Here is a 21652-nt window from a genome sequence, read left to right as displayed (position 1 = left end):
ATTACAATGTTGTCTGAAAGGACTCTGCCCCGGCAGAGTTTTTTTGTTTCTGCCGTCCGCAAAAAAGAAAATTTCCCTATTCATATTTGAACCTAATGTACGGCTTTGTTAAGTCGCACAACAGGCAATGGTACTTATAGCGTTCTCTGCCTGTGACTCAGCCATATCCCTGCCAAAATGAATATCTACACTAATGCCCGGTTCTGGATAATTTCTTACCGGCCCGTGACTCCATACTTTAGATATCTGTTGAGGATAATAATCTGATTATCAGGAGGTATGGCAGTCTCGGTCATAAAAAAAAGCCCATCTGGTCAGATGAGCTTATTCTGTCATTTATCGCACCGTTTGCGTCACCACGTTGAATCCATGCGTCCCGTCGCGATCCAGTTGTGCAATCAACCCAAACTCCCAGTCCAGATAAGCCTGCATCGCCTGTGTGGAATTATCCGTGCCTTCATACGGGCGGCGGTAACGATCGTTTCTCTCCTGCAGCAGCCGCGTTTCGCCTCTTTCCACAGGTAGCTCTGCGGCTTTCCATGCGGCGTTACCGCCTTTCAGCACCGCAACGGGTTTACCGGTCACCTTTGCTACTTCATCAATGGCATAGCGGGCCAGCAGGCTGCTGCCGCAGGTCACCACATAACGCTCTGCTTTCGGTAAGGCAGCAGCGTCGGTTACCGCGAGAAGCGCACGAGTCAGCCATGCTGCACCAGGAATATGGCCCGTAACGTAGTTGGCGCTGGTGGTGAAATCCAGTACCTGCGTTCCTCCCGCAGCCAGCAGTTCGGCCAGATGAGCCGGTTCAACCTCTTCGCGTGCTGGCAATGGCGGCACCTCAGGCGTCCATCCGCCGCTGACGCTGAAGTCAGCGGCTGTCAGGCCGTCCAGCACGGCGACATCCCAGCCCATTTGCGCCAGCCACGAGGCACTCATATTGGCGCGTACGCCTTCGCTGTCTGCCAGTACCACTTTCGCACCGCGCACGCTGGCATAGTGGTCTGTTTCCTGCACCAGTTGCCCGCCTGGCACGTGACGCGAACCGGGCAGATGGCCTTCGGCGTATTCACTGGCATCACGCACGTCGAAAAGATAAACCGTTTGCTGAGACTGCTGCCATTCATGCAACTGTCCTGATGTGATGTGCTTCACGCCAGCCCGTTCAGCAACTTCACGTGCACTGCGTGCAGCCTGCACTCGCGCTGTGTCACTGACTTCACCGTAACGACGTGACTGACCGTACTCCAGCGGCTGTCCGGCCAGAGTCCAGCCGATGGTGCCATTTCTCAGTGCCCATACCGGGTTACGAATCCCGGCATTAACCAGCGACTGGGTGCCGATAATGCTGCGCGTGCGGCCTGCACAGTTAACAATAATTTTGGTGGTGGGCGAGGGCGCTAAATCCCGCACGCGCAGCACCAGTTCTGCTCCCGGCACGCTGATGCTGCCCGGAATGCTCATCGTCTGGTATTCATCGAAGCGACGGCTGTCGAGTACCACCACCGGTTCACCGCTTTGCAACAGCGCCTGTACCTCTTCCGCTGGCAGAGAAGGCGTATGGCTGCGGCTCTCCACCAGCTCGCCAAACGCCTTGCTCGGTGAGTTAACGTCAATAAATACTTCGCCGCCCGCTTCGCGCCAGCCAGCAAGCCCGCCTTCTAACAGCGCAACGTCGGTGTATCCGAGAGCCGTCAGGCGAACGACAGCCAGTTTCGCCAGCCCTTCACCGTTATCATAAACGGTGACCTGAGTAGCCAGGCGCGGCACGCGGTTAAGGATCTCAATTTCCAGCTTCGACAGCGGAATATTCACTGCGAAAAGCGGATGCCCTTCAGCATACGCAGACTCTTCGCGCACGTCGATCAGTGCCACTTCCTGGCGGTTTAACAGCGCCTGACGGAGTTTGTCATAGCGACGGTGAGTGAGAATTTCAGCCATGTGAGAGATCCCAGATATTTGGTAAAAAGGCGTTGTTATAGCCGGAGATAAACGGTTTTTCGCTGCCGTCTTCAGCATAAACGGCCCGTTTCACTGCCCCGATATTGCCGCCATAAACATGAATACTGATAGAGGTCTGATCATCAAAAGCGTTACTCACACGATGAATATCACCGATATCGGGCGATACGGCTTCCACGTCGCCCGGATTGAGCCGTACCGGCTGACCTTCTTCATGCAGGCGACCTCGTTCATCGCGACGAAAGTTTTGCGAAACCTCAGCGCCACGCAGCATGCCAATCAATCCCCACACACGGTGATCGTGTACCGGCGTGGACTGGCCAGGCCCCCAGACAAAACTCACAACCGAGAAGCGCTGCCGGGCATCTGCATGCAGCAAATACTGTTGATAGCGTTGCGGACTGGGACGGGCAAACTCATCCGCCAGCCAGTCATCATGGCGGATTAACTCCGCCAGCAGCTGACTGCCACCGTTCAGGATTTCTGCTTCGCTGTTCGGGTTATCCAGCAGCTCTGCCAGCCCGCCGACAAAAACTCGCAGGCGATGATACTGTATTTCACTCATGCTTAGCCTCCTGGCTGTCCGCCACCTGATTGGCCTGTGCCGACAGGCTGTAATCAAAGGCCTGATGGACGTTGACCGCTTTCGGCAGGACGTGATTTTGATAGAAGAAATCAGCAGATTGCTGCAACGTATCCGCCAGTTTCGGGGTGAAATCCACCGGGCGGATCTGTGCGCTGGCTATCCAGCGCTGAGTGATTTTTTCCGGCATCCCCAGTGATGTCGACAGGGCTTTGGCAAACGCTTCAGGATGCTGAGCCGCCCAGATTTGCGCTTTCGCCAGCCTGGACTGCAGGTCGGCTATCGCCTGACGTTTTTGCGGATCTTTCAGCGCTTCTTCCCGGGCCAGCGCATACGAATAGCCGGAAAGGATACCTTTACCGCCGCCCTGCGGCACCAGAATGTCCTGATCGACCACTACCGCAGAAGAGACGTAAGGTTCCCAGGTTGCCCAGGCATCCACCGAATGGCTGGCAAGGGCCGCGCGGCCATCCACCGGGCCGAGGAAACGCATCGTGACGTCGGAAGGTTTCAGCCCGGCACGCTCCAGCAGGCCGAGCAGCAGATAATGGCCCCAGCCGCCGCGGTTAACGGCAATCTGCCTGCCCTTCAGGTCTTTCAGGCTGTGGATTCCGGAATCAGAGCGGGTCAGCAGGGCGATGCTGTCCGGATTATTCTGCCAGGCCCCCACTGCTTTCACTGGCGCGCCCGCAGCAAAGACAAACAGGAATGGCAGATCGCCGGTAAAACCGACGTCCAGCGCGCCCGCATTCAGCGCTTCCTGCACCGGCGCGCCAGAATCAAACGAGGTCAGTTTCAAATCGTAGGGCAGATTATCTAACTGGCCTGATTCTCGCAGAGAGATAAAACGGTCCCCTTTAACATCTCCCAGCCGCAGGGTAACTTTCTCTGCCGCGACAGCAGAAGCGGTGATGGCGGACAACAAAATGGCAAGCAACAACGAACGGCGCATCAGGCACTCCTTGCTTTACTGCGGGCCACCACTTTCTCCCGCGTCAGTGGGATCAGCTCTTTGCCGTATTCCACTGCATCATTCAGCGGATCGAACCCGCGGATCAGTACGCTTTCAATGCCGAGGTTGTAGTAATCCAGTAGCGCATCCGAGACCTGATCCGCAGTCCCTACCAGAGAAGTTGAGTTGTAGCCACCCGCCACCAGTTTGGCGATGCCGGTCCAGAGGTTTTTATCCAGCCGTTCGCCTTCATTTGCTGCGGCCATCAGGCGTTGTGCGCCGACGCTTTGTGGTTTCGGCAGCCCGAAGTCATGCCCGGATTCGATCAGCTTTTTACGGGCCGTTTCGCGAATATATTCTGCTTTTTCCCACGCCTCTTTTTCCGTCGCGGCGATAATCGGGCGAAAGGAGATGTTGAAGCCAATCTGTCGGCCATGACGGGCTGCAGCAGCACGTACGGTACGCACCGTTTCCGCTGCACCAGCCAGCGGCTCGCCCCACAGCGCAAAAACGTCGGCATGACGTGCCGCCACCTCTATCGCCTCCGGCGAGGAGCCACCAAAATAGACCGGCAGGCTCGACTGCACCGGCTTCACCGCTGAGAAGGCCTGCTCTACCTGATAGTGTTCGCCCTGATGATCGTACGGCTGCTCAGAGGAGAGGCTCTGGCGCAGCACGCTGAGGAAATCGTCGGTGCGCTCGTAGCGCTGGGTTTTATTCAGGAAATCACCGTCCCGACGCTGCTCGGCGTCATTACCGCCGCTGATGATATGCACCGCCAGACGCCCCTCGGTCAGATGATCGAGCGTGGCCAGTTTACGTGCCGCCAGCGTTGGTGAAACAAAGCCCGGGCGGTGTGCCAACAGAAATTTCAGCGTGGAAGTATTGGCTGCCGCGTGGGCAGTAACCAGAAAACCGTCCGGTTGATCTGACCAGTAACCCACCAGTACGCGATCAAATCCGGCCTGTTCATGGGCGCGGGCGAAGTCAGCGATGTACTGCTTATTGAATAGAGGGCCGCTGGCCGGGATGATTTCCGAAGCCAGACGATGGCCAATCATGCCGAGAAACTGGATGCTCATAAGATTTTCTCCGAGGTGAGGGCCGGTGGGTCGGCACTGAAGAGAAACCCTACGTTCGAAGGCTTTAGCTGTGAAATTCATAAATGTGCAAAGCTATGTTGAAAAACAGCTAATCGCCCCCCTGGCGGCTTATGTCTCATTAGCATAAATATTGCGCAGAAATGCATTTAGATTCTAAAAAAGAGAGTGCTAGTCTCAGGTTTTCCTCTTTTTGAGACACCAGATGAAGACGCACCGTTTATCGTTAATTGCCCTGATTACTTTGGCTTTTTCTGCACCTGCGCTGGCCGCCAGCACCCTTTCCGTTGGCGATCAGCGTGGTAACGCCAGAGCCATTCTGGAAGCCGCAGGCGAGCTGAATAACCTGCCTTACCGGCTTGAGTGGCATGAATTTGCCAATGCCGCGCCGCTGCTGGAAGCAATGCGTGCCGGATCGATTGATGCCGGTTCGGTGGGCGATGCGCCGCTGACGTTTGCTGTGGCGGCCGGACTGGATGCCAAAGGTATTCTGGCAACACAATATGCCGGGAACGCCATTATCGTGAAGAAGGGCAGCCCGATCCATTCGGTAAAAGATCTGGCAGGCAAACGTGTTGCCACGGTTAAGGGCTCCTCCGGCCATAACCTCGCCCTACAGGCGCTGGCGAAAGCGGGCGTCGATCCGAAAAGCGTTAACTTTGTCTTTACTACGCCAGCCGAAGCGACGCTGGTGCTTGATCAGGGCGGAGTGGAGGCTGTCTCAACGTGGGAACCCTACGTCTCGTTCGCCACTCACCAGTCCGGCGCGCAGATCCTCGCTGACGGCAAAGATTACCCGGCGCTCAATTATCTGATTGCCAGCAATACCGCCATTGCGGCTAAACGTTCCGAGCTGGCGGATTTCACCCAGCGCCTGACCCGCGCCCGCGCCTGGGGCGAGCAGCATCCGCAGGCCTACGCGGCTTCCATCAGCAAGCTGTTGCGCATCCCGCAGGATGTGGCGCTGTCGAAGGTACAGCGTGAGGTCAACACCGTGGACAGCAATCAGCAGCAGGTGCTGGCCGTGCAGCAGAACACCGCTGACTTCTACGTGAAGAATGGCCTGATCCCCAAGCCACTGACCGCTGCGAGCTTTATCGACCTCAGTCTGTCACAGGGCAAATAATATGCATCTGGCACTCTACCTCAGCGATACCGGGCTGCATGCAGGTGGCTGGCGCCACCCTGACGCGCATAATCACGATCCGATGCAGCTCAGCACCTGGCTGACGCTGGTGAAAAAAGCCGAAGAGGCGAAGTTTGATTTTGCCTTTATTGCCGACAAGCTGTCGGTGGATGATATTTACGGCAATGATATTGCCACCACCGTGCAGTACCGACCAGGTTATGCGCGGCCCGAGCCGATGGCGCTGCTGACTGCGCTGAGCCTGTTTACCGGCCGGATTGGACTTGGCGGCACGGTGTCGACAACCTATGGCGAGCCTTTTCACACCGCCCGCACCATCGCGACTATCGATCATTTCAGCGCGGGCAGAATGGCGTGGAACGCCGTAACTTCAACCAACGATGGCGAAGCACGCAACTTCAGCCGCCAGCAGCATCTGGGGCACAAGGAGCGCTATCAGCGAGCGGGCGAGTTTATCGATGCCGTGCATCAGCTGCTGGCGAGCTGGCAGCCAGAGGCGCGAGTGGCGGACAAAGAGAGCGGCGTGTATGTCGATCCGCTAAAGGTCAGCTATACCCATTTCCACGGCGACCATTTCCAGATCAAAGGGCCACTGACCGTGGCGGCTTCGCCGCAGGGCAGGCCGGTGCAGATCCTCGCTGGTGTCTCGCAGGATTTCAAAGATGTGGCTGCACGTGTGGCTGAAGTGATCTTCACTGTGCAGCCAGACCGTGAGCGGGCAAGGCAATTTTACCAGCAGTTTAAGGCGGAAATGGCGGCGTTTGGCCGCGCTCCTGAAGCCTGTAAAGTGCTGCCGGGCGTGATGCCCATCGTCGGCGCAACCCGGCGTGAAGCAGAAGAAAAACGGCGACTGCTGGACGACCTGGTGAACCCGCTGGCCGGGCTGAGCTTTATGTCAGCCAGCATGAACTACGACCTTTCGCAGCACGATCCCGATGAGTTGTTCCCGGATATTTATCATCTGATCAGCGGCAGTAAAGGGCGATTCGAGTATGTTATCTCACAGGCCCGCAAAGACGGAAAAACGCTGGCTGAGGTGGCAAAAACTTATGCCGCCAGCGCATCATTCCAGGTCATGGCGGGCACGGCGGAAAGCATTGCGGACGAGATGATTGCCTGGGTGGAGGCGGGAGCCTGTGATGGCTTTGTGCTGATGCCTGCGGATATGCCCGCTTCGCTGAACGATTTTGCTGACCATGTTATCCCTGAGCTGCAAAAGCGCGGTGCATTCAGAAAGGATTATCAGGGCCGCACGCTGCGTCACCATCTGGGGCTGGCACGACCATAAAAAAAGCGGCCCGTTTAACGGAGCCGCTTTTGATTGCAGGCAAATCATAACCGCTCATCGGGCGGGCAAACTCTCCTGCATGGTCGCCGTTACAGCACCAGACCGGCGATGGAAGCCGACAACACGCTGACCAGCGTTGAGCCGTACAGCAGCTTCAGACCGAAGCGGGAGACCACGTTACCCTGTTCTTCGTTCAGGCCCTTAATAGCACCGGCCACAATCCCGATAGACGAGAAGTTAGCGAAGGAGACCAGGAACACTGACAGGATGCCCTCACCACGTGGTGAAATGTGACCCGCCAGTTTCTGCAGATCCATCATCGCCACAAACTCGTTCGACACCAGTTTGGTGGCCATGATGCTGCCAACCTGCAGGGATTCGCTGGCCGGAACGCCCATCACCCAGGCAAACGGGTAGAAGACGTAGCCCAGCACGCCCTGGAAGCTGATACCGAAAATGGTGTCGAACAGGGCGTTAATCGCGGAGATCAGCGCGATAAAACCAATCAGCATTGCGGCCACGATCACCGCCACTTTAAAACCGGCAAGGATGTACTCTCCCAGCATTTCAAAGAAGCTCTGTCCCTTGTGCAGGTCGTTCAGCTTCAGATCTTCTTCGCTTTCCACACGGTACGGGTTGATCAACGATAGCACGATAAAGGTGCTGAACATGTTGAGGATCAGCGCCGCCACCACGTATTTCGGCTGGATCATGGTCATGTATGCACCGACGATGGACATCGAAACGGTCGACATCGCTGTCGCCGCCATGGTGTACATCCGGCGTTGTGACATTTTGCCCAGAATATCTTTATAGGCGATAAAGTTCTCTGACTGTCCCAAAATCAGTGAGCTGACCGCGTTAAAAGATTCCAGTTTCCCCATGCCGTTCACTTTCGACAGCACCGTGCCGATAGCGCGGATCACCACTGGCAGAATGCGGAAGTGCTGCAAAATACCAATCAATGCGGAGATAAACACGATAGGGCAAAGGACGTTAAGCCAGAAGAAGGCCAGCCCTTTGTCGTTCATATTGCCAAAAACAAAGTTTGTACCCTGGGCGGCATAAGCCAACAGCTTGTCGAACAGACCCGCAAAACCCTTTACGAATCCGAGGCCGACTTCTGAGTTCAGGAAGAACCAGGCGAGCAGAACCTCAATCACCAGAAGCTGTATAATAAAACGTACGCGAATGTTTTTGCGATCGCTACTGACCAGTAAGGCCAGCAGGGTCACAACAACCAGCGCCAAAGCAAAATGCAGAATGCGGGACATGATTGCTCCAAATTTGAAGGCTGTTATATTTCGCTGCACATTCTATGTAACAAGTTACAGAAAAACGAGACCTACGCCGCAATATAACAATTACCTATCGCGCATTGTTAAGAATCTTCTGGCCTGTCACATTCAGATACTGTTTAAAAAATCACCCGATCTCTTGTAGGGGCTTATTTTTTACCCTAAAGTAAAAACTGTTGCTGAGTTGTTGGCTATGACGTAATTTGTCCTGAAGTATAGCAAATGCTATATTTCTTAGCGTTGGCTATTACAGCGATAAAGATAACCAATTTAAATGCACTTGATAATCATTATCACTTAAAAGACAATACTAAAATCAGGTGTATTAGCAGGGGTACGACTATGTTCGAAGGCCGCACTGCGGAGCAAACGGTCCGTAGTTCCCGAAAAATTAAATTTGCTTTGATGGGGCCAGCCTTCATCGCGGCGATCGGCTATATCGATCCCGGTAACTTCGCCACCAACATTCAGGCTGGCGCTTCCTACGGCTACAAGCTGCTGTGGGTGGTGGTCTGGGCCAACATTATGGCGATGGTGATCCAGCTGATGTCTGCCAAGCTCGGTATCGCGACCGGTAAAAATCTGGCGGAACATATCCGCGATCGCTTCCCTCGGCCTGCCGTTTGGTTCTGGTGGGTGCAGGCCGAAATTATTGCCATGGCGACCGACCTCGCGGAGTTTATCGGCGCGGCGATAGGGTTCAAGCTGCTGTTTGGCGTCAGCCTGCTGCAGGGGGCAATGCTGACCGGCGTGGTGACTTTCCTGATCCTGATGTTGCAGAAGAGGGGAGAGAAACCGCTGGAGCTGGTGATTGGCGGGTTACTGCTGTTTGTGGCAGCCGCTTATGTGATTGAGCTGTTCTTTTCACAGCCGAAAATTTCCGATCTGATGGCGGGAATTGCCGTGCCATCGCTGCCAACGGCCGATGCGGTGCTGCTCGCCGCCGGGGTGCTGGGGGCGACTATCATGCCGCACGTGATTTATCTGCACTCTTCGCTGACGCAAAGCCCGGAGGGCGGCACCCGTTCGGAGCGCTACTCTTCAACCAAGCTGGATGTGGCGATTGCCATGACCATTGCCGGGTTTGTGAACCTGGCGATGATGGCCACGGCGGCGGCGGCTTTCCACTTCAGTGGTCATACCGGGATTGCTGAACTCGACCAGGCTTATCTGACGCTCGATCCGTTGCTGGGCCGCGCCGCAGCGCTGGTATTTGGCCTGAGTCTGCTGGCGGCAGGGTTGTCTTCCACCGTGGTCGGGACGATGGCAGGCCAGGTGGTGATGCAGGGCTTTATCCACGTGCACATACCGCTGCTGGTTCGCCGGGTGGTCACCATGCTGCCTTCCTTTATCGTCATTCTGGCCGGCTGGGAGCCAACGCGGATTTTGGTGATGAGCCAGGTGCTGCTGAGTTTTGGTATCGCGCTTGCGCTGATCCCGCTGCTCTCGTTTACCGGTAACCGTGAGCTGATGGGCGATATGGTTAACTCGGCGCTGATGCAGAATGTCGGCAGAGTGATTGTGATGGTCGTGGTGGCGCTGAATGTTTATCTGCTGGTTGAGATGGCGATGGGAATATAACACCCGTCAATAAAAAATGCCGCTCCCGAAAAGGAGCGGCATTTTTTTGCCTGAAATCAGTGGTGGTGATCATAGCGCTCATGGTGACGCCATTCGCGATGGCGTTCACGGTCGTGCCATCTGCGCTCGCGCTCCCACTCATGACGGCGGCGCATCTCTTCATGACGACGCCACTCTTCGTGCCGCCACCAACGGCCATCGTTATAACGGTAGTTATTGTGCCAGTAACGGCCATCGCGCCAGCGACCACCATCCCAGTACATACCGCGTGGATCGCGGTCACCAATGTGCAGCCTCACGCCGGGGGCGATGGTGATGTTGGCGCTGTCGGCTTGCGCTGTGTGCATTGCCAACGGAGATAAACTTGCCAGTAAAGTGGCAACAAGAATTAAACGTTTCATACTTTCTCCTTATCAACGGCATAACTGATCCGCTGTGTTGCCGAGATTATAAAGAGATTGTTGCCGTTTCGCCTGGGAGAATCTGAAATGGTGGGTGAAAGGTGGAATTGGGAATTATCAGGAGGGTTCCCGCCGCATGCTGCGGCGGGAGAGGGGTTACTTCAGAATTGCTTCAATCTGGTTCAGTTCAGCCTGGCTGAATTCACGGTTTTCCAGCATCCCGACGGCATCATCAATCTGACTGGTTTTACTGGCCCCAATCAGCACTGAAGTGACGCGATTACCGCGCAGCACCCAGGCCAGCGCCATTTGTGACAGTTTCTGACCGCGCTGCTGTGCCAGCTCGTTTAACTGCCGCACTTTATCCATTTTCTCCGGCGTCAACTGATCGCCGCTGAGGAATTTGCTGCCGCTGGCGGCGCGGGAATCTTCCGGGATGCCCTGCAGATAGCGATCGGTCAGCACGCCACCGGCCAGTGGGGAGAAGGCAATGCTGCCCACGCCTTCCTTCGCCAGCACGTCCAGCAGGCCGTTTTCCGGCGCGCGTTCGAACATTGAATACTTCGGCTGGTGGATCAGGCACGGCGTGCCGAGCTGGCGCAGGATAGTAATGGCTTTATCGGCCAGCTCCGCCGGATAGTTGGAGAGCGCGATATACAGCGCTTTGCCCTGACGAACGATGTGATCCAGCGCGGTCATGGTCTCTTCCAGCGGCGTTTCCGGGTCCGGGCGGTGATGATAGAAGATATCCACGTACTCCAGTCCCATGCGCTTCAGGCTCTGGTTAAGGCTGGCAATCAGATACTTGCGTGAACCCCAGTCACCGTAAGGTCCATCCCACATGGTATATCCCGCTTTGGAAGAGATGATCAGCTCGTCGCGCAGTGAATGGAAATCTTCCCGCAGGATGCGGCCAAAATTCTCCTCGGCTGAACCCGGAGGCGGTCCGTAATTGTTAGCCAGATCGAAATGAGTGATACCGTTATCAAAAGCATGGCGCAGCAGTTCACGGCTGTTATCCACGCGGGTGCTGTCGCCAAAGTTATGCCACAGGCCGAGGGAAATGGCAGGCAGCTTCAGGCCGCTGTGTCCACAACGATGATAGGTCATTGTCTGATAACGTTTTGCATCTGGTTGATAAACCATGAATAAATCCTGTGCGGTAGCGTACGGAGTGGCGAAAGCATAGCAGTGTATACGGTTACATCGAAGCGGTACGCGCCCCGGATCGCAACTTGAGGAAAAATCTGAGGCGTAACGTCATCTTGCCACCTCTTTGAGCGGCATATTGCTAACACGGTGAAAATAATCGGCAATACTCAGTACAGATCGTTTTCATTGGAGAGAAAACCATGCACAGCGTCACCGTTGGGGAGTATCTGCTGCTTCGTCTGCATCAGGCCGGTATCGGCCATCTTTTTGGCGTGCCGGGCGACTACAATCTGCAATTTCTGGACCGCGTGATTGCCAGCCCGGATATCGGCTGGGTGGGTTGTGCTAACGAGCTGAATGCTGCTTATGCCGCCGATGGCTATGCCCGCTGCCGCGGAGCCGCAGCCCTGCTGACGACTTTTGGTGTCGGGGAGCTGAGCGCGCTCAACGGCGTGGCGGGAAGTTATGCAGAATATCTGCCGGTTATTCATATTGTGGGGGCACCGGCAAGCGCAGCTAAACGCGACGGACTGCTGTTACATCACACGCTGGGTGATGGTGACTATAACCATTTTCTGCGCATTTACCAGGAAGTGACGGTGGCACAGGCGGTACTGACAGCTGAGAATGCGGCAACAGAAATTGATCGCCTGCTGTTTACCGCCTTTCGCGAGCATCGCCCGGTTTACCTTTATTTAGCGACCGACGTGGCCGAAGCCCATATCCCGCCGCCGGTCGCTCCCCTTGCCTTGACGGCTTACGTCAGTACGGATGCGGTCGAAGCCTTTGCTGTTGCGGCTGAGAAGCTGCTTTCAGCAGCACAAAGCGTCTCTTTGCTGGCTGATTTTCTCGTGGATCGGGCAAGGCAGAAAGATGTGCTGCAGCAGCTAATCAGTGAAGTTAAGCTGCCTTTTGCCACACTACTGATGGGGAAAAGCGTCCTGCCGGAGCAGCTTGACGGTTTTGCCGGAACCTATGCCGGAGCAGCCAGCGCCGGAGAGACGAGGCGCATCATTGAAGAGTGTGAGGTGACAGTGACTGTTGGCGTGCTGTTTACCGATACCCTTACCGCCGGATTTACCCAGCAAATCGACCCGCTGAAGAACATCGATATCGGCCTCAACAGTTGCCGGGTGGGGGATAAGACATTCCCACAGGTCGCCATGGCGGAGGCTATTGCCGTGCTGCACCGGATGGCCCTGCGTTACGGCAACCACTGGCACCGGTCCATTGCGCCGCCTCCGGCTCTGAAAGACGTCCCTTCTGACTCCCTGACGCAAAATACCTTCTGGCAGGCGATGCAGGATTTTCTGCAGCCAGGTGATATTGTGCTGGCGGATCAGGGCACGGCGGCGTTTGGCGCTGCGGCCCTGCGTCTGCCTGACGATGCCCTGTTTATCTGCCAGCCGCTGTGGGGCTCAATCGGCTTTACGCTGCCTGCGGCTTATGGTGCCCAGATTGCCTGCCCTGACCGGCGTGTGATCCTGCTGATTGGTGACGGGTCCGCTCAGCTCACAGCGCAGGAACTGGGGTCAATGCTGCGCGACGATGTGCAGCCAGTCATCTTTATCCTTAATAATGACGGGTACACCGTGGAGAGGGCTATTCACGGCGAGCATCAGCGCTACAATGATATAGCGGCCTGGAACTGGACGCAGCTGCCGCAGGCGCTGAGCAAAGAGTGTGCGGCGCAAAGCTGGCGGGTGACACAAACGGCGCAGCTGGTTGAGGTGCTCAGGGTTATCGGGCAAACTGCGCGGCTTTCGCTGGTGGAAGTGGTGCTGCCGCAGCAGGATGTCCCGCCATTATTAAAGGCGGTAAGTGCCGCGCTGAACCAGCGAAATTCGTCATAATCGCAATCTGCGGTAACAGAATTCAGATTGATGCCCGTGGGCAACCGCCACCGGGACAGGTAAGGTAGGCGGTTGCAGCGTGATTTTGCGCTCACCTTTCATCCGGTGAGCGTTGTTGTTTGAGTGGGGGAAATTTACTATGTGTTTAAATGACGTAAGCGGAGCAAAACAATAATGACTAAGTATGCTTTGGTAGGTGATGTCGGCGGAACCAATGCCCGCCTGGCACTGTGTGAAGTTGAGAACGGTGCCCTCTCACAAGCCAAAACGTTCTCCACAGCAGACTATGACAGCCTTGAAGCGGTGATCCGCTTCTACCTCGATGAGCAGAAGCAGGACATTACCGATGGCTGTATTGCTATCGCCTGCCCGATCACCGATGACTGGGTTGAGATGACCAACCACGACTGGGCGTTCTCAACCAGCAAGATGAAAGCCAACCTGGGCTTTGAACATCTGGAGATTATCAACGATTTCACCGCCGTTTCCATGGCGATCCCGATGCTGTCCGATGGGGATGTAATGCAATTTGGCGGTAAAGACGCGGTGGCTGATAAACCGGTTGCCGTTTACGGCGCGGGCACCGGTCTTGGCGTGGCGCATCTGGTGCACGTCGACAAACGCTGGGTTAGCCTGCCGGGCGAGGGTGGTCACGTGGACTTCGCTGCCAACAGCGAAGAGGAAGATTTGATTCTGGAAGTGCTGCGTGCCGAACTGGGCCATGTTTCTGCTGAGCGCGTGTTGTCAGGAGCGGGGCTGGTTAACCTTTATCGGGCGATTGTTAAATCAGATGACCGGGTGCCGGAAAACCTCAAGCCGAAGGATGTTTCCCAGCGTGCGCTGGATGACAGCTGTACTGACTGCCGCCGTGCGCTGGCAATGTTCTGCGTGATCATGGGCCGCTTTGGTGGCAACCTGGCGCTGAACCTCGGCACCTTTGGTGGCGTTTATATCGCTGGCGGTATCGTGCCGCGCTTCCTGGAATTCTTCAAAGCTTCTGGTTTCCGTGCGGCGTTTGAAGATAAAGGGCGCTTTAAAGAGTATGTGCAGAGTATCCCGGTATACCTGATCACCCACGATCAGCCCGGCCTGCTGGGGGCCGGTGCGCATCTGCGCCAGACTCTGGGCAGCGTGCTGTAAACTTGCTTTATCGGGCCGGAGCACTCCGGCCCGTAATTCACCCGCCATGGCAAAGCCTTCTCTATAACCTCATCAGTTGTCGAAACTCTTTCACCTTGCTGCGGCTGACCGGCACCTGAAATTCCAGATCGCGCAGCTTGAGCATATAGGTGTTGTTAAACCAGGGTTCGATCTCGCGGATTTTGCTCAGGTTAACGCAGTAAGAGCGGTGGCAGCGGAAAAAGGTCTCTTCTGGCAGTCGGCTGCAAAACTCAGTGATATTCATCGACATCACGTACTCTTCACGTCTGGTATAAACAAACGTCATCTTTTCATGCGCTTCGGCGTACCAGATATCGTTGATATCCGTAACGATAATCCGCTCATCCTTGACCAGATTGATGGTATGCACCGGACCGCGCTGGGCTTCCGGGCTGGCATGGGGGGCGGCCTGTTGCAGGGTGTTTTCCACTTTACGCAGCATGGTGATGATGCGCATCTCATGATAAGGCTTGAGGATATAGTCGAAAGCCTCCAGCTCGAAGGCATCCACCGCGTGCTCTTTATACGCGGTGATAAAGACAATCAGCGGCTTATGGGCGAATTTGCTGATGTTCTGCGCCAGCAGCACGCCATCCAGCGAGGGAATATTGATATCCAGGAAGATCACGTCAACCTGATGGTTCTGCAGATACCTGAGCACGTCGAGGCCGTCGTCAAAGGTGGCCTCAATGGTCAGCTGGCTGTGCTGTCGGATCAGCCAGCTCAGCTCCTGCTGTGCCAGAAATTCATCTTCAACTATGATTGCTTTCACGCTGTTTTCCCGGTTAAAACGGCCTTAAGCCGATAATGAAACGCGCTGTTTTTCGGGCAGCACGGACCCGTTTTTACTGATACAGAAGGCGATTTCAGTGCCAGGGTTGCATTGCTGAATATGCAGCCCTTCACCGTAGAGCAGCTTCACGCGGTGATGGACGTTGAGCAGGCCGATCTTATTGCCGGGGATTTCGTTATTTTCCACACGCGCCACGACTTCTTCGCTGATGCCGTTGCCGGTATCCCGCACCGCAATCCGCACCCGGTCGCCCTGATCTTTTACGCTGATGGTTACCACTCCTTTGCCGCGGCACGGATGAATACCATGTACGATGGCATTCTCCACCAGCGGCTGGATCAACAAACTGGGAAGCGCGCAGTTCACGTCTTCATCGATGTCATAAATCACCGTCAGCTTGTTACCGAATCGCGCCTGTTCAATGGCAATGTAGTCCTTGATTTGGTACAGCTCTTTTTTGATATCAATAATCTCGTCGTCATTCAGCTCCAGGTTGTAGCGCAGGTAGCGTGACAGATTGGTGATAAGCATCCGGGCGGTGTCCGGATTAATACGTATAGAAGAGGAGATGGCATTCAGTGCGTTAAACAGGAAGTGCGGGTTAATCTTGCTCTGCAGCGCCCGCAGCTCGGCTTTGTTCGCCATCTCACGCAGCTGTTCGGCGCGGGAAACTTCCAGCTGAGTGGAGATAATCTGCGACAGGCCAACGGCCATCTCCTTCAGCGACCAGGTGATGCGGTGCGCATGGCGATAATAGATTTTCAGCGTGCCGGTGACGATCCCTTTTTCCCACAGCGGGATCACAATCATCGAGTGAATTTCCGGCGTTCGGTGGGCTTCATCATTGTTTTTAATAATGATTTCGCCGTTGGCTATCGCCTTGGCGGTGGTGGGGCTGATGGCATCATCGCCGTCACGGTAGTTCTGTTCGCCCACGCCCACATAGGCGAGGATCTGGTTTTTATTGGTAATTGCCACTGCATCCGCGTGGATGTCGCAGCGAATGATATCGCAAACCTGGCGCAGCGAGCGGCTGTTCACCTGGCGGAACAGCGGCAGAGTTTTATTGGCTATCTCCAGCGCCAGCTTGGCCTGACGGGCGGCGACTGCCTCTTTCTCTCCTTCCACGCTCTGGATCAGCAGCACGATCAGGCCGATGCTTACCGCTCCGAGGATCATGGGCAGGGCGATCTCTGAAACAATATCCAGCCCCAGCGAAGTTGGTGTTGCCCAGACAACAATCAGCACCATGGTCAGGGATTCACACAGCATGCCGCCGATGATCCCCACGCTCCAGCGCTTCTCCTTCGCCACTTTCAGGTTGATCCAACCGGAAGCGATACCGGCAGTAATACTGGTGATCAGGCAGGGAACCGAGGTAACACCGTGGATATCAATCAGGAAGCGGTGCAGCCCGGCAATTACGCCGGTAACGATGCCAACCCACGGGCCAAACAGAATGCCGCCCGCCATGATAGCGATGGTGCGCACGTTGAGCAGCGATCCGTCAACATGGATGCCGCTCCAGGTGCCAAACAGGGCAAACAGCGAGAAGATCGCCGTAACCGCCATCAGCTCCTGGCTGGAGTGCTCATCTTTCTGCAGCAGCTGGCGGAAATGCCGGATACGGGTCATAAAGAACAGGCAGATCAGCATTAATGCGGCGCGGTCCAGCACCGCAAGCAACATTTCAAACATTGGGTGCACAAGCGCCTCAGCTGGCGGGGGAAGGTTAACTCTTATGATAAGGAAAGCGGGCGGGATGTGCCAGGCATCAGGGCAGGGATTTCACCCCAACCCTGTCTGGATCAATTTCAGCTCATTTGCGATTTACCCAGCGGCGTCAGTATAGCCTCCGTGGCGCGCCCGTTGAAATCAACTTCGAAGTCATCGGCGGCGAAGTCAGGCGGTGAGCGACCTTCAACAAAAGCCGGCCACTGGCGCTGGAGGTAAGCGGCGTTCTTTTCGCACCACGGTGCGGCAGCGATGTACATCACATTACTGTCGAACTTGCCCAGATGCTCATTCTCCACCGCATGGATCACATCACAGTGCCAGAAAACGGTATCGCCGGGGGCCATATCCGGAATTGGGGAAATCCCTTCAAGTAAAAGAGGATGCCATTTTTCACTGACTGAAAGGGCCCGCCCGGGTGCTGCGCCACAAAGATCGTCTTCCGGCACGTCATCCTGGATTGCCCGCAGCAGGATATAGGCCATCACATTGGCGACCGGCAGCAGGTTCAGCGTGCCGCCTTGCCTGTGCTGCGGGGTCAGTGCCGTCCAGCCCTGGAAGGTGCGGAACATTGAACAGACCGCTGGGGAGGCAAACTCGCGCACCTCGGTCCGTCCTTCACCGTCGAAAGGATTGTACTGCTGCCAGTTACCGCTGAAGATATGGCGGTAAACATGGCGGAAATTCTCATCCAGCCAGCGCTCCAGCGAGCCTCCATCAACGTGGGGAGAAAGACCCAGCGAGCTGGATTTTGGCGGACGGCGGCGGGTGCGGTCTGCATAGCTGACAATGCGGTTGGGATCGAAATGCTGTTTGCCGTTACTCTCCGTCTGCCACAGGGAATTAAGGAAAACCTGAACTGCCTGCATCCGCTGATGCTGCCGCGCTTCAACCTGTGGCTGCGACCAGTAAATGCCGTAAATTTGCGGTTTGCCCTGTTTCAGATTGCCAAAATAGTTATCCTCAGCGGCATGTTTCAGACGCTCGACAAAATTATTGTTATCCAGGTAACGGCCGATTTCGGTGTTCCAGGCGCTGGCCTGCTCCTGCGGGAAAACGCCGTGCACCGTACAGCAGCCACGCTGCAGGATTTGTGCTTTTTGCTGAGTTGTGACGCGGTTGTGCAGGATATCTTCGGCCTGCAGCTGTGGCACAGGGTTTTCTCCCCGCAGCTGTTCCGCTTTCAGCCCGGCGATTTGCTGACGAATATTTTGTTCAACAGCCTGAAAAACTTCACGATAATTGGGTAATTGCTGGCGCAACTGCCGCTTGATTTCAGCGACTGCCTGCGGGATATTTTCAATACTGAGGGAAGACATCGGCGATCTCCTGTAACTGTGTAGTTATGGTTGTGTAGGGTTGATGTGAATTAAAGCGTTTAAAAGCGGAACTTAAAAGGGGCGTAAATTTTCATTTTTTCCCGTTTTAGTGAGGGCACCATGCAACTGACTACTGAACGGCTGCGGCTGGACCGCCTGCAGCCTGACGACTGGCATCATTTTCACCGCGTGCATACCGATTCAATCAGCATGCAGTTCATCAGTGCCGTGCCGCAGCTGGCGGATATTCGCCAACGCTTTTCTGACCGGCTGGCCTCATGGCAGGTCACCAGTTATCACATGCTGTGCTTCACCATCCGCCTGCAAAACAGCGGTGAAGCGGTGGGGCTGATCGGTGCCAACGCCGAGTGGGCACCGTATCGCCAGGCAGAAGTGGGCTATTCGCTGCTCAGTGAACACTTCGGCAAGGGCTATGGCAGTGAAGCGCTGGGTGCGTTGGTGGATTACCTGTCAGACGAATGTGAGTTCCACAAGCTCAAGGCGCAGGTGGTGGAAGGAAACTGGGCTTCGCGGCGGGTGCTGGAGAAGAACGGCTTCCAGCTTGAGGGAACCCTGCGGGATAATTATCTGTTACGGGGGCAGTGGGTGAACGATTGGGTGTTTGGCAGGCTGAATTCCGATAAATAAAAATATTTTATCCCGCCCACTCGACAGCCTGCTGAACAGTGCGATATGTTCATTCCCAGACCAGTTTCTGGTCAGCGTCGCTCGGACGGTCCGGGCGCTAACGTAAATCAGAGGATCCTATGGCTGACATTAGCTCTGCACGTCGTTTTTCCCGCATTGAACGTCTTCCCCCCTACGTGTTTAACATCACGGCCGAACTGAAAATGGCCGCTCGCCGTCGTGGCGAAGACATCATTGATTTCAGCATGGGCAATCCGGATGGGCCAACGCCGCCGCATATCGTGGAAAAACTTTGCTCCGTCGCACAGCGCGATGACACCCACGGTTACTCTACTTCGCGCGGTATCCCACGCCTGCGCCGTGCTATTTCACGCTGGTACGCCGACCGCTATCAGGTGGAGATCGATCCGGAATCGGAAGCAATCGTCACCATCGGATCCAAAGAGGGGCTGGCGCACCTGATGCTGGCCACGCTGGATCATGGCGACACGGTGCTGGTGCCTAACCCGAGCTATCCCATTCACATTTACGGCGCGGTGATCGCCGGTGCGCAGGTTCGTTCCGTGCCGTTGGTGGCGGGCGTCGATTTCTTTAACGAGCTGGAAAGAGCGATCCGCGAAAGTTACCCGAAACCGAAAATGATGATCCTCGGTTTCCCATCCAACCCGACTGCACAGTGTGTGGAGCTGGACTTCTTCGAGCGGGTGATCGCACTGGCGAAGCAGTATAACGTGCTGGTGATCCACGATCTGGCCTATGCCGACATCGTTTACGATGGCTGGAAAGCACCCTCAATTATGGAAGTTCCCGGTGCACGTGATGTGGCGGTGGAGTTCTTTACCCTGTCAAAAAGCTACAATATGGCTGGCTGGCGCATCGGCTTTATGGTTGGCAACAAAGAGCTGGTGGCGGCACTCGCCCGCATCAAGAGTTATCATGACTACGGCACCTTTACGCCGTTGCAGGTGGCGGCTATCGCCGCGCTGGAAGGCGACCAGCAGTGTGTGCGGGATATCGCTGAGCAGTACAAACGTCGTCGCGATGTGCTGGTGAAAGGGCTGCACGAAGCGGGCTGGATGGTGGAAATCCCGAAAGCGTCAATGTACGTCTGGGCAAAAATCCCTGACCATTATGCGCAGATGGGGTCGCTGGAATTTGCCAAGCATATGCTGCAGGAAGCGAAAGTTTGTGTCTCGCCGGGAATTGGCTTTGGTGACTACGGCGATACGCACGTGCGCTTTGCGCTGATTGAAAACAGCGATCGTATTCGTCAGGCGGTAAGGGGAATTAAAGCGATGTTTCGTGCCGATGGGATTTTGCCGGGAACGGTGAAGGCCAGCGAAGAAGAAGAGTAACAACCGGGGTCAGGTTGCCAGACCTGACCCGTTCATTTTCCTGCGGGGCTACAGCATCAGATAAAAGGTGCCAACCCATAACAGCAGGATAAAAGAAATTCCCATCAAAGCGTATTTCACCGAACAACTCCCCTGAGCGGTTACCTGGGTCGATCCGGGCCTGCGTAACGCGAACAGATTAAACATGGAAAGGCTTTTTCCTCTCCGGTTGCCATGAGCAGCTCATGGCAGGATCGTTCGCTAATTTACCCGCTCTCCACGGTAAAATAAAGGAGATTACTCTTGCATTTTACTGCTATCAGGGCATTTCTATTTCCGGTACTACTGACATGCCCACCCGCAGGCGGGAAAGATCGGGCTGATTGGGTTCCAGCAGGATTTTTACCGGCAGGCGCTGGGCGACCTTGGTGTAGTTACCGGTGGCATTATCCGCCGTTATCGCAGCGAAGGTGGAGCCGGTTGCTGGAGCAATACTGTCAACATGGCCGTGCAGCGTGACGCCGGGCAGGGCATCAACCTCCATCGAAACCGGCTGGCCGATCTTAACGTTCCCCAGCTGGGTCTCCAGGAAATTAGCCACCACATAGCTTTGCTGTAAAGGCACAACGGCCATCAGACGGGTTCCGGCCGCAACCCAGGCACCCTGACGGGCGGATCGCTGGCCGACAGATCCATCAATTGGCGCGGTGATGGTGGTGTAAGACAGGTTAAGGCGCGCCTGATCGACACTGGCCTGTGAGGCAGCAATATCCGCCTGAGCCTGCCTGATACTGGCCTGCAAAATGCTCACTTCCTTTCTGGCTGACAGGGCCGCTGCCTGGCTCTGACGTAGCTGGGCTGCGGCTTCACGCATCGAAGCATGGGTTTTTTGCTGCTCGTCGGCGGTGGTGGTACCGCTTTTAAGCAGGCGACGATAGCGTTCTGCGTTCTGGCCAGCATAGTTCAGCGTGGCTTCGCTGGCGTTGACAGCCGCATCGCTTTGCGCGATGGTCGCCTGCTGCTGATCCAACTGGGCCTGCACGTTGGCCAGTTTTGCCTGACTGAGCTGGAGGTTAGCTTCGGCTGTTTCCAGCGCGACGCGGTAATCCCGGTCATCAATGGTGGCTAGCACATCGCCAGCTTTAACCGGCTGGTTATCGCCGACGTTAACGGTGCGGATATAGCCGGAAACCTTCGGCGCAATCGCGGTGTAGTCGGCGGTGATCACGGCATCATCGGTGCGTGCCTGCTTGCGGGTCATTGCAGACCAGACAAAAAAGGCCATCCCCAGCAGGATCAATAACAGCAATACTAACGTTAACGTTCTTTTCGCAGGTGTGAAGCTCATC

At 55.7% G+C, this 21652-nt stretch carries 19 protein-coding genes; 7 read left to right on the top strand and 12 right to left on the bottom strand.

Features of this window, described 5'->3' with window-relative positions; translation table 11 throughout:
• Positions 1-336: 336 nt before the first annotated feature.
• From AC3Y5R_RS15850 to AC3Y5R_RS15835, 4 genes are read right to left on the bottom strand one after another with little or no spacing between them, the layout of a single operon-like run.
• The gene (locus AC3Y5R_RS15850; RefSeq protein ID WP_489922136.1) at positions 337-1938 is read right to left on the bottom strand and encodes a rhodanese homology domain-containing protein; all 1602 of its coding nucleotides are present in this window, start codon (positions 1936-1938) and stop codon (positions 337-339) included.
• A complete protein-coding gene (locus AC3Y5R_RS15845) occupies positions 1931-2524 on the bottom strand; it encodes a cysteine dioxygenase family protein (protein WP_489922135.1) in 594 nt (197 codons plus the stop codon). Before AC3Y5R_RS15845 ends, AC3Y5R_RS15850 begins: the two co-directional genes overlap by 8 nt.
• Positions 2517-3494 (bottom strand): ABC transporter substrate-binding protein, encoded by a 978-nt coding sequence (locus AC3Y5R_RS15840; RefSeq protein ID WP_489922134.1) that lies wholly within the window; start codon positions 3492-3494, stop codon positions 2517-2519. The genes AC3Y5R_RS15845 and AC3Y5R_RS15840 overlap by 8 nt, the downstream gene beginning before the upstream one ends.
• Positions 3494-4576, bottom strand: coding sequence for an LLM class flavin-dependent oxidoreductase (locus tag AC3Y5R_RS15835; protein WP_489922133.1), 1083 nt, complete (start codon positions 4574-4576; stop codon positions 3494-3496). The genes AC3Y5R_RS15840 and AC3Y5R_RS15835 overlap by 1 nt, the downstream gene beginning before the upstream one ends.
• A gap of 223 nt (positions 4577-4799) precedes the next feature.
• On the opposite strand from AC3Y5R_RS15835, the gene AC3Y5R_RS15830 reads away from it, so the two are divergent.
• Together AC3Y5R_RS15830 and AC3Y5R_RS15825 are read left to right on the top strand one after the other, a co-directional pair.
• Positions 4800-5720, top strand: coding sequence for an aliphatic sulfonate ABC transporter substrate-binding protein (locus AC3Y5R_RS15830; RefSeq protein ID WP_489922132.1), 921 nt, complete (start codon positions 4800-4802; stop codon positions 5718-5720).
• A gap of 1 nt (position 5721) precedes the next feature.
• Entirely contained in the window at positions 5722-7029 is a 1308-nt protein-coding gene (locus AC3Y5R_RS15825) for an NtaA/DmoA family FMN-dependent monooxygenase (protein ID WP_489922131.1), read from the top strand.
• 89 nt (positions 7030-7118) lie between these two features.
• Here AC3Y5R_RS15825 and AC3Y5R_RS15820 read toward each other — a convergent pair whose 3' ends face one another.
• Positions 7119-8303, bottom strand: coding sequence for a NupC/NupG family nucleoside CNT transporter (locus AC3Y5R_RS15820; RefSeq protein WP_158784207.1), 1185 nt, complete (start codon positions 8301-8303; stop codon positions 7119-7121).
• Between the two features lie 366 nt (positions 8304-8669).
• Here AC3Y5R_RS15820 and AC3Y5R_RS15815 point away from each other — a divergent pair, with 366 nt between their 5' ends.
• Positions 8670-9908 carry an Nramp family divalent metal transporter gene (locus tag AC3Y5R_RS15815; protein ID WP_489922130.1) on the top strand — a complete coding sequence of 413 codons (1239 nt, stop codon included), beginning with the start codon at positions 8670-8672 and terminating at the stop codon, positions 9906-9908.
• Positions 9909-9964: 56 nt separating this feature from the next.
• Here the strand turns inward: AC3Y5R_RS15815 and AC3Y5R_RS15810 are convergent, their stop codons facing one another.
• Positions 9965-10309: a DUF2502 domain-containing protein gene (locus AC3Y5R_RS15810; RefSeq protein ID WP_158784209.1), complete on the bottom strand. Its 345-nt coding sequence runs from the start codon at positions 10307-10309 to the stop codon at positions 9965-9967.
• 156 nt (positions 10310-10465) lie between these two features.
• Positions 10466-11455, bottom strand: coding sequence for an L-glyceraldehyde 3-phosphate reductase (mgrA, locus tag AC3Y5R_RS15805; RefSeq protein ID WP_489922129.1), 990 nt, complete (start codon positions 11453-11455; stop codon positions 10466-10468).
• 206 nt (positions 11456-11661) lie between these two features.
• Between mgrA and AC3Y5R_RS15800 the strand changes: the two genes are divergently transcribed.
• The gene (locus AC3Y5R_RS15800) at positions 11662-13314 is read left to right on the top strand and encodes an alpha-keto acid decarboxylase family protein (RefSeq protein WP_489922128.1); all 1653 of its coding nucleotides are present in this window, start codon (positions 11662-11664) and stop codon (positions 13312-13314) included.
• Positions 13315-13488: 174 nt separating this feature from the next.
• Positions 13489-14454: a glucokinase gene (gene glk, locus AC3Y5R_RS15795; RefSeq protein ID WP_158784212.1), complete on the top strand. Its 966-nt coding sequence runs from the start codon at positions 13489-13491 to the stop codon at positions 14452-14454.
• A gap of 61 nt (positions 14455-14515) precedes the next feature.
• On the opposite strand, the gene AC3Y5R_RS15790 is transcribed toward glk, so the two are convergent.
• The 3 genes from AC3Y5R_RS15790 to AC3Y5R_RS15780 form a co-directional block, all read right to left on the bottom strand.
• Positions 14516-15247, bottom strand: a complete 732-nt coding sequence (locus AC3Y5R_RS15790; protein WP_158784213.1) for a LytR/AlgR family response regulator transcription factor — start codon at positions 15245-15247, stop codon at positions 14516-14518.
• 24 nt (positions 15248-15271) lie between these two features.
• Positions 15272-16957, bottom strand: coding sequence for a LytS/YhcK type 5TM receptor domain-containing protein (locus tag AC3Y5R_RS15785; protein ID WP_489922145.1), 1686 nt, complete (start codon positions 16955-16957; stop codon positions 15272-15274).
• A 125-nt stretch (positions 16958-17082) separates the two neighbouring features.
• A complete protein-coding gene (locus tag AC3Y5R_RS15780) occupies positions 17083-18321 on the bottom strand; it encodes a DUF1479 domain-containing protein (protein WP_489922127.1) in 1239 nt (412 codons plus the stop codon).
• A gap of 120 nt (positions 18322-18441) precedes the next feature.
• Here AC3Y5R_RS15780 and AC3Y5R_RS15775 point away from each other — a divergent pair, with 120 nt between their 5' ends.
• Both AC3Y5R_RS15775 and alaC read left to right on the top strand, forming a co-directional pair.
• A complete protein-coding gene (locus AC3Y5R_RS15775) occupies positions 18442-18969 on the top strand; it encodes a GNAT family N-acetyltransferase (RefSeq protein WP_489922126.1) in 528 nt (175 codons plus the stop codon).
• Between the two features lie 119 nt (positions 18970-19088).
• The gene (alaC, locus tag AC3Y5R_RS15770; RefSeq protein WP_489922125.1) at positions 19089-20324 is read left to right on the top strand and encodes an alanine transaminase; all 1236 of its coding nucleotides are present in this window, start codon (positions 19089-19091) and stop codon (positions 20322-20324) included.
• A gap of 48 nt (positions 20325-20372) precedes the next feature.
• Here alaC and ypdK read toward each other — a convergent pair whose 3' ends face one another.
• A complete protein-coding gene (ypdK, locus tag AC3Y5R_RS15765) occupies positions 20373-20444 on the bottom strand; it encodes a membrane protein YpdK (protein ID WP_124231669.1) in 72 nt (23 codons plus the stop codon).
• 178 nt (positions 20445-20622) lie between these two features.
• Positions 20623-21651 (bottom strand): HlyD family secretion protein, encoded by a 1029-nt coding sequence (locus AC3Y5R_RS15760; protein WP_489922144.1) that lies wholly within the window; start codon positions 21649-21651, stop codon positions 20623-20625.
• Between the last annotated feature and the right edge of the window lies 1 nt (position 21652).

The organism is Erwinia sp. 009765445, from assembly GCF_058137865.1.
This window is presented reverse-complemented; position numbering and strand designations above follow the sequence as displayed.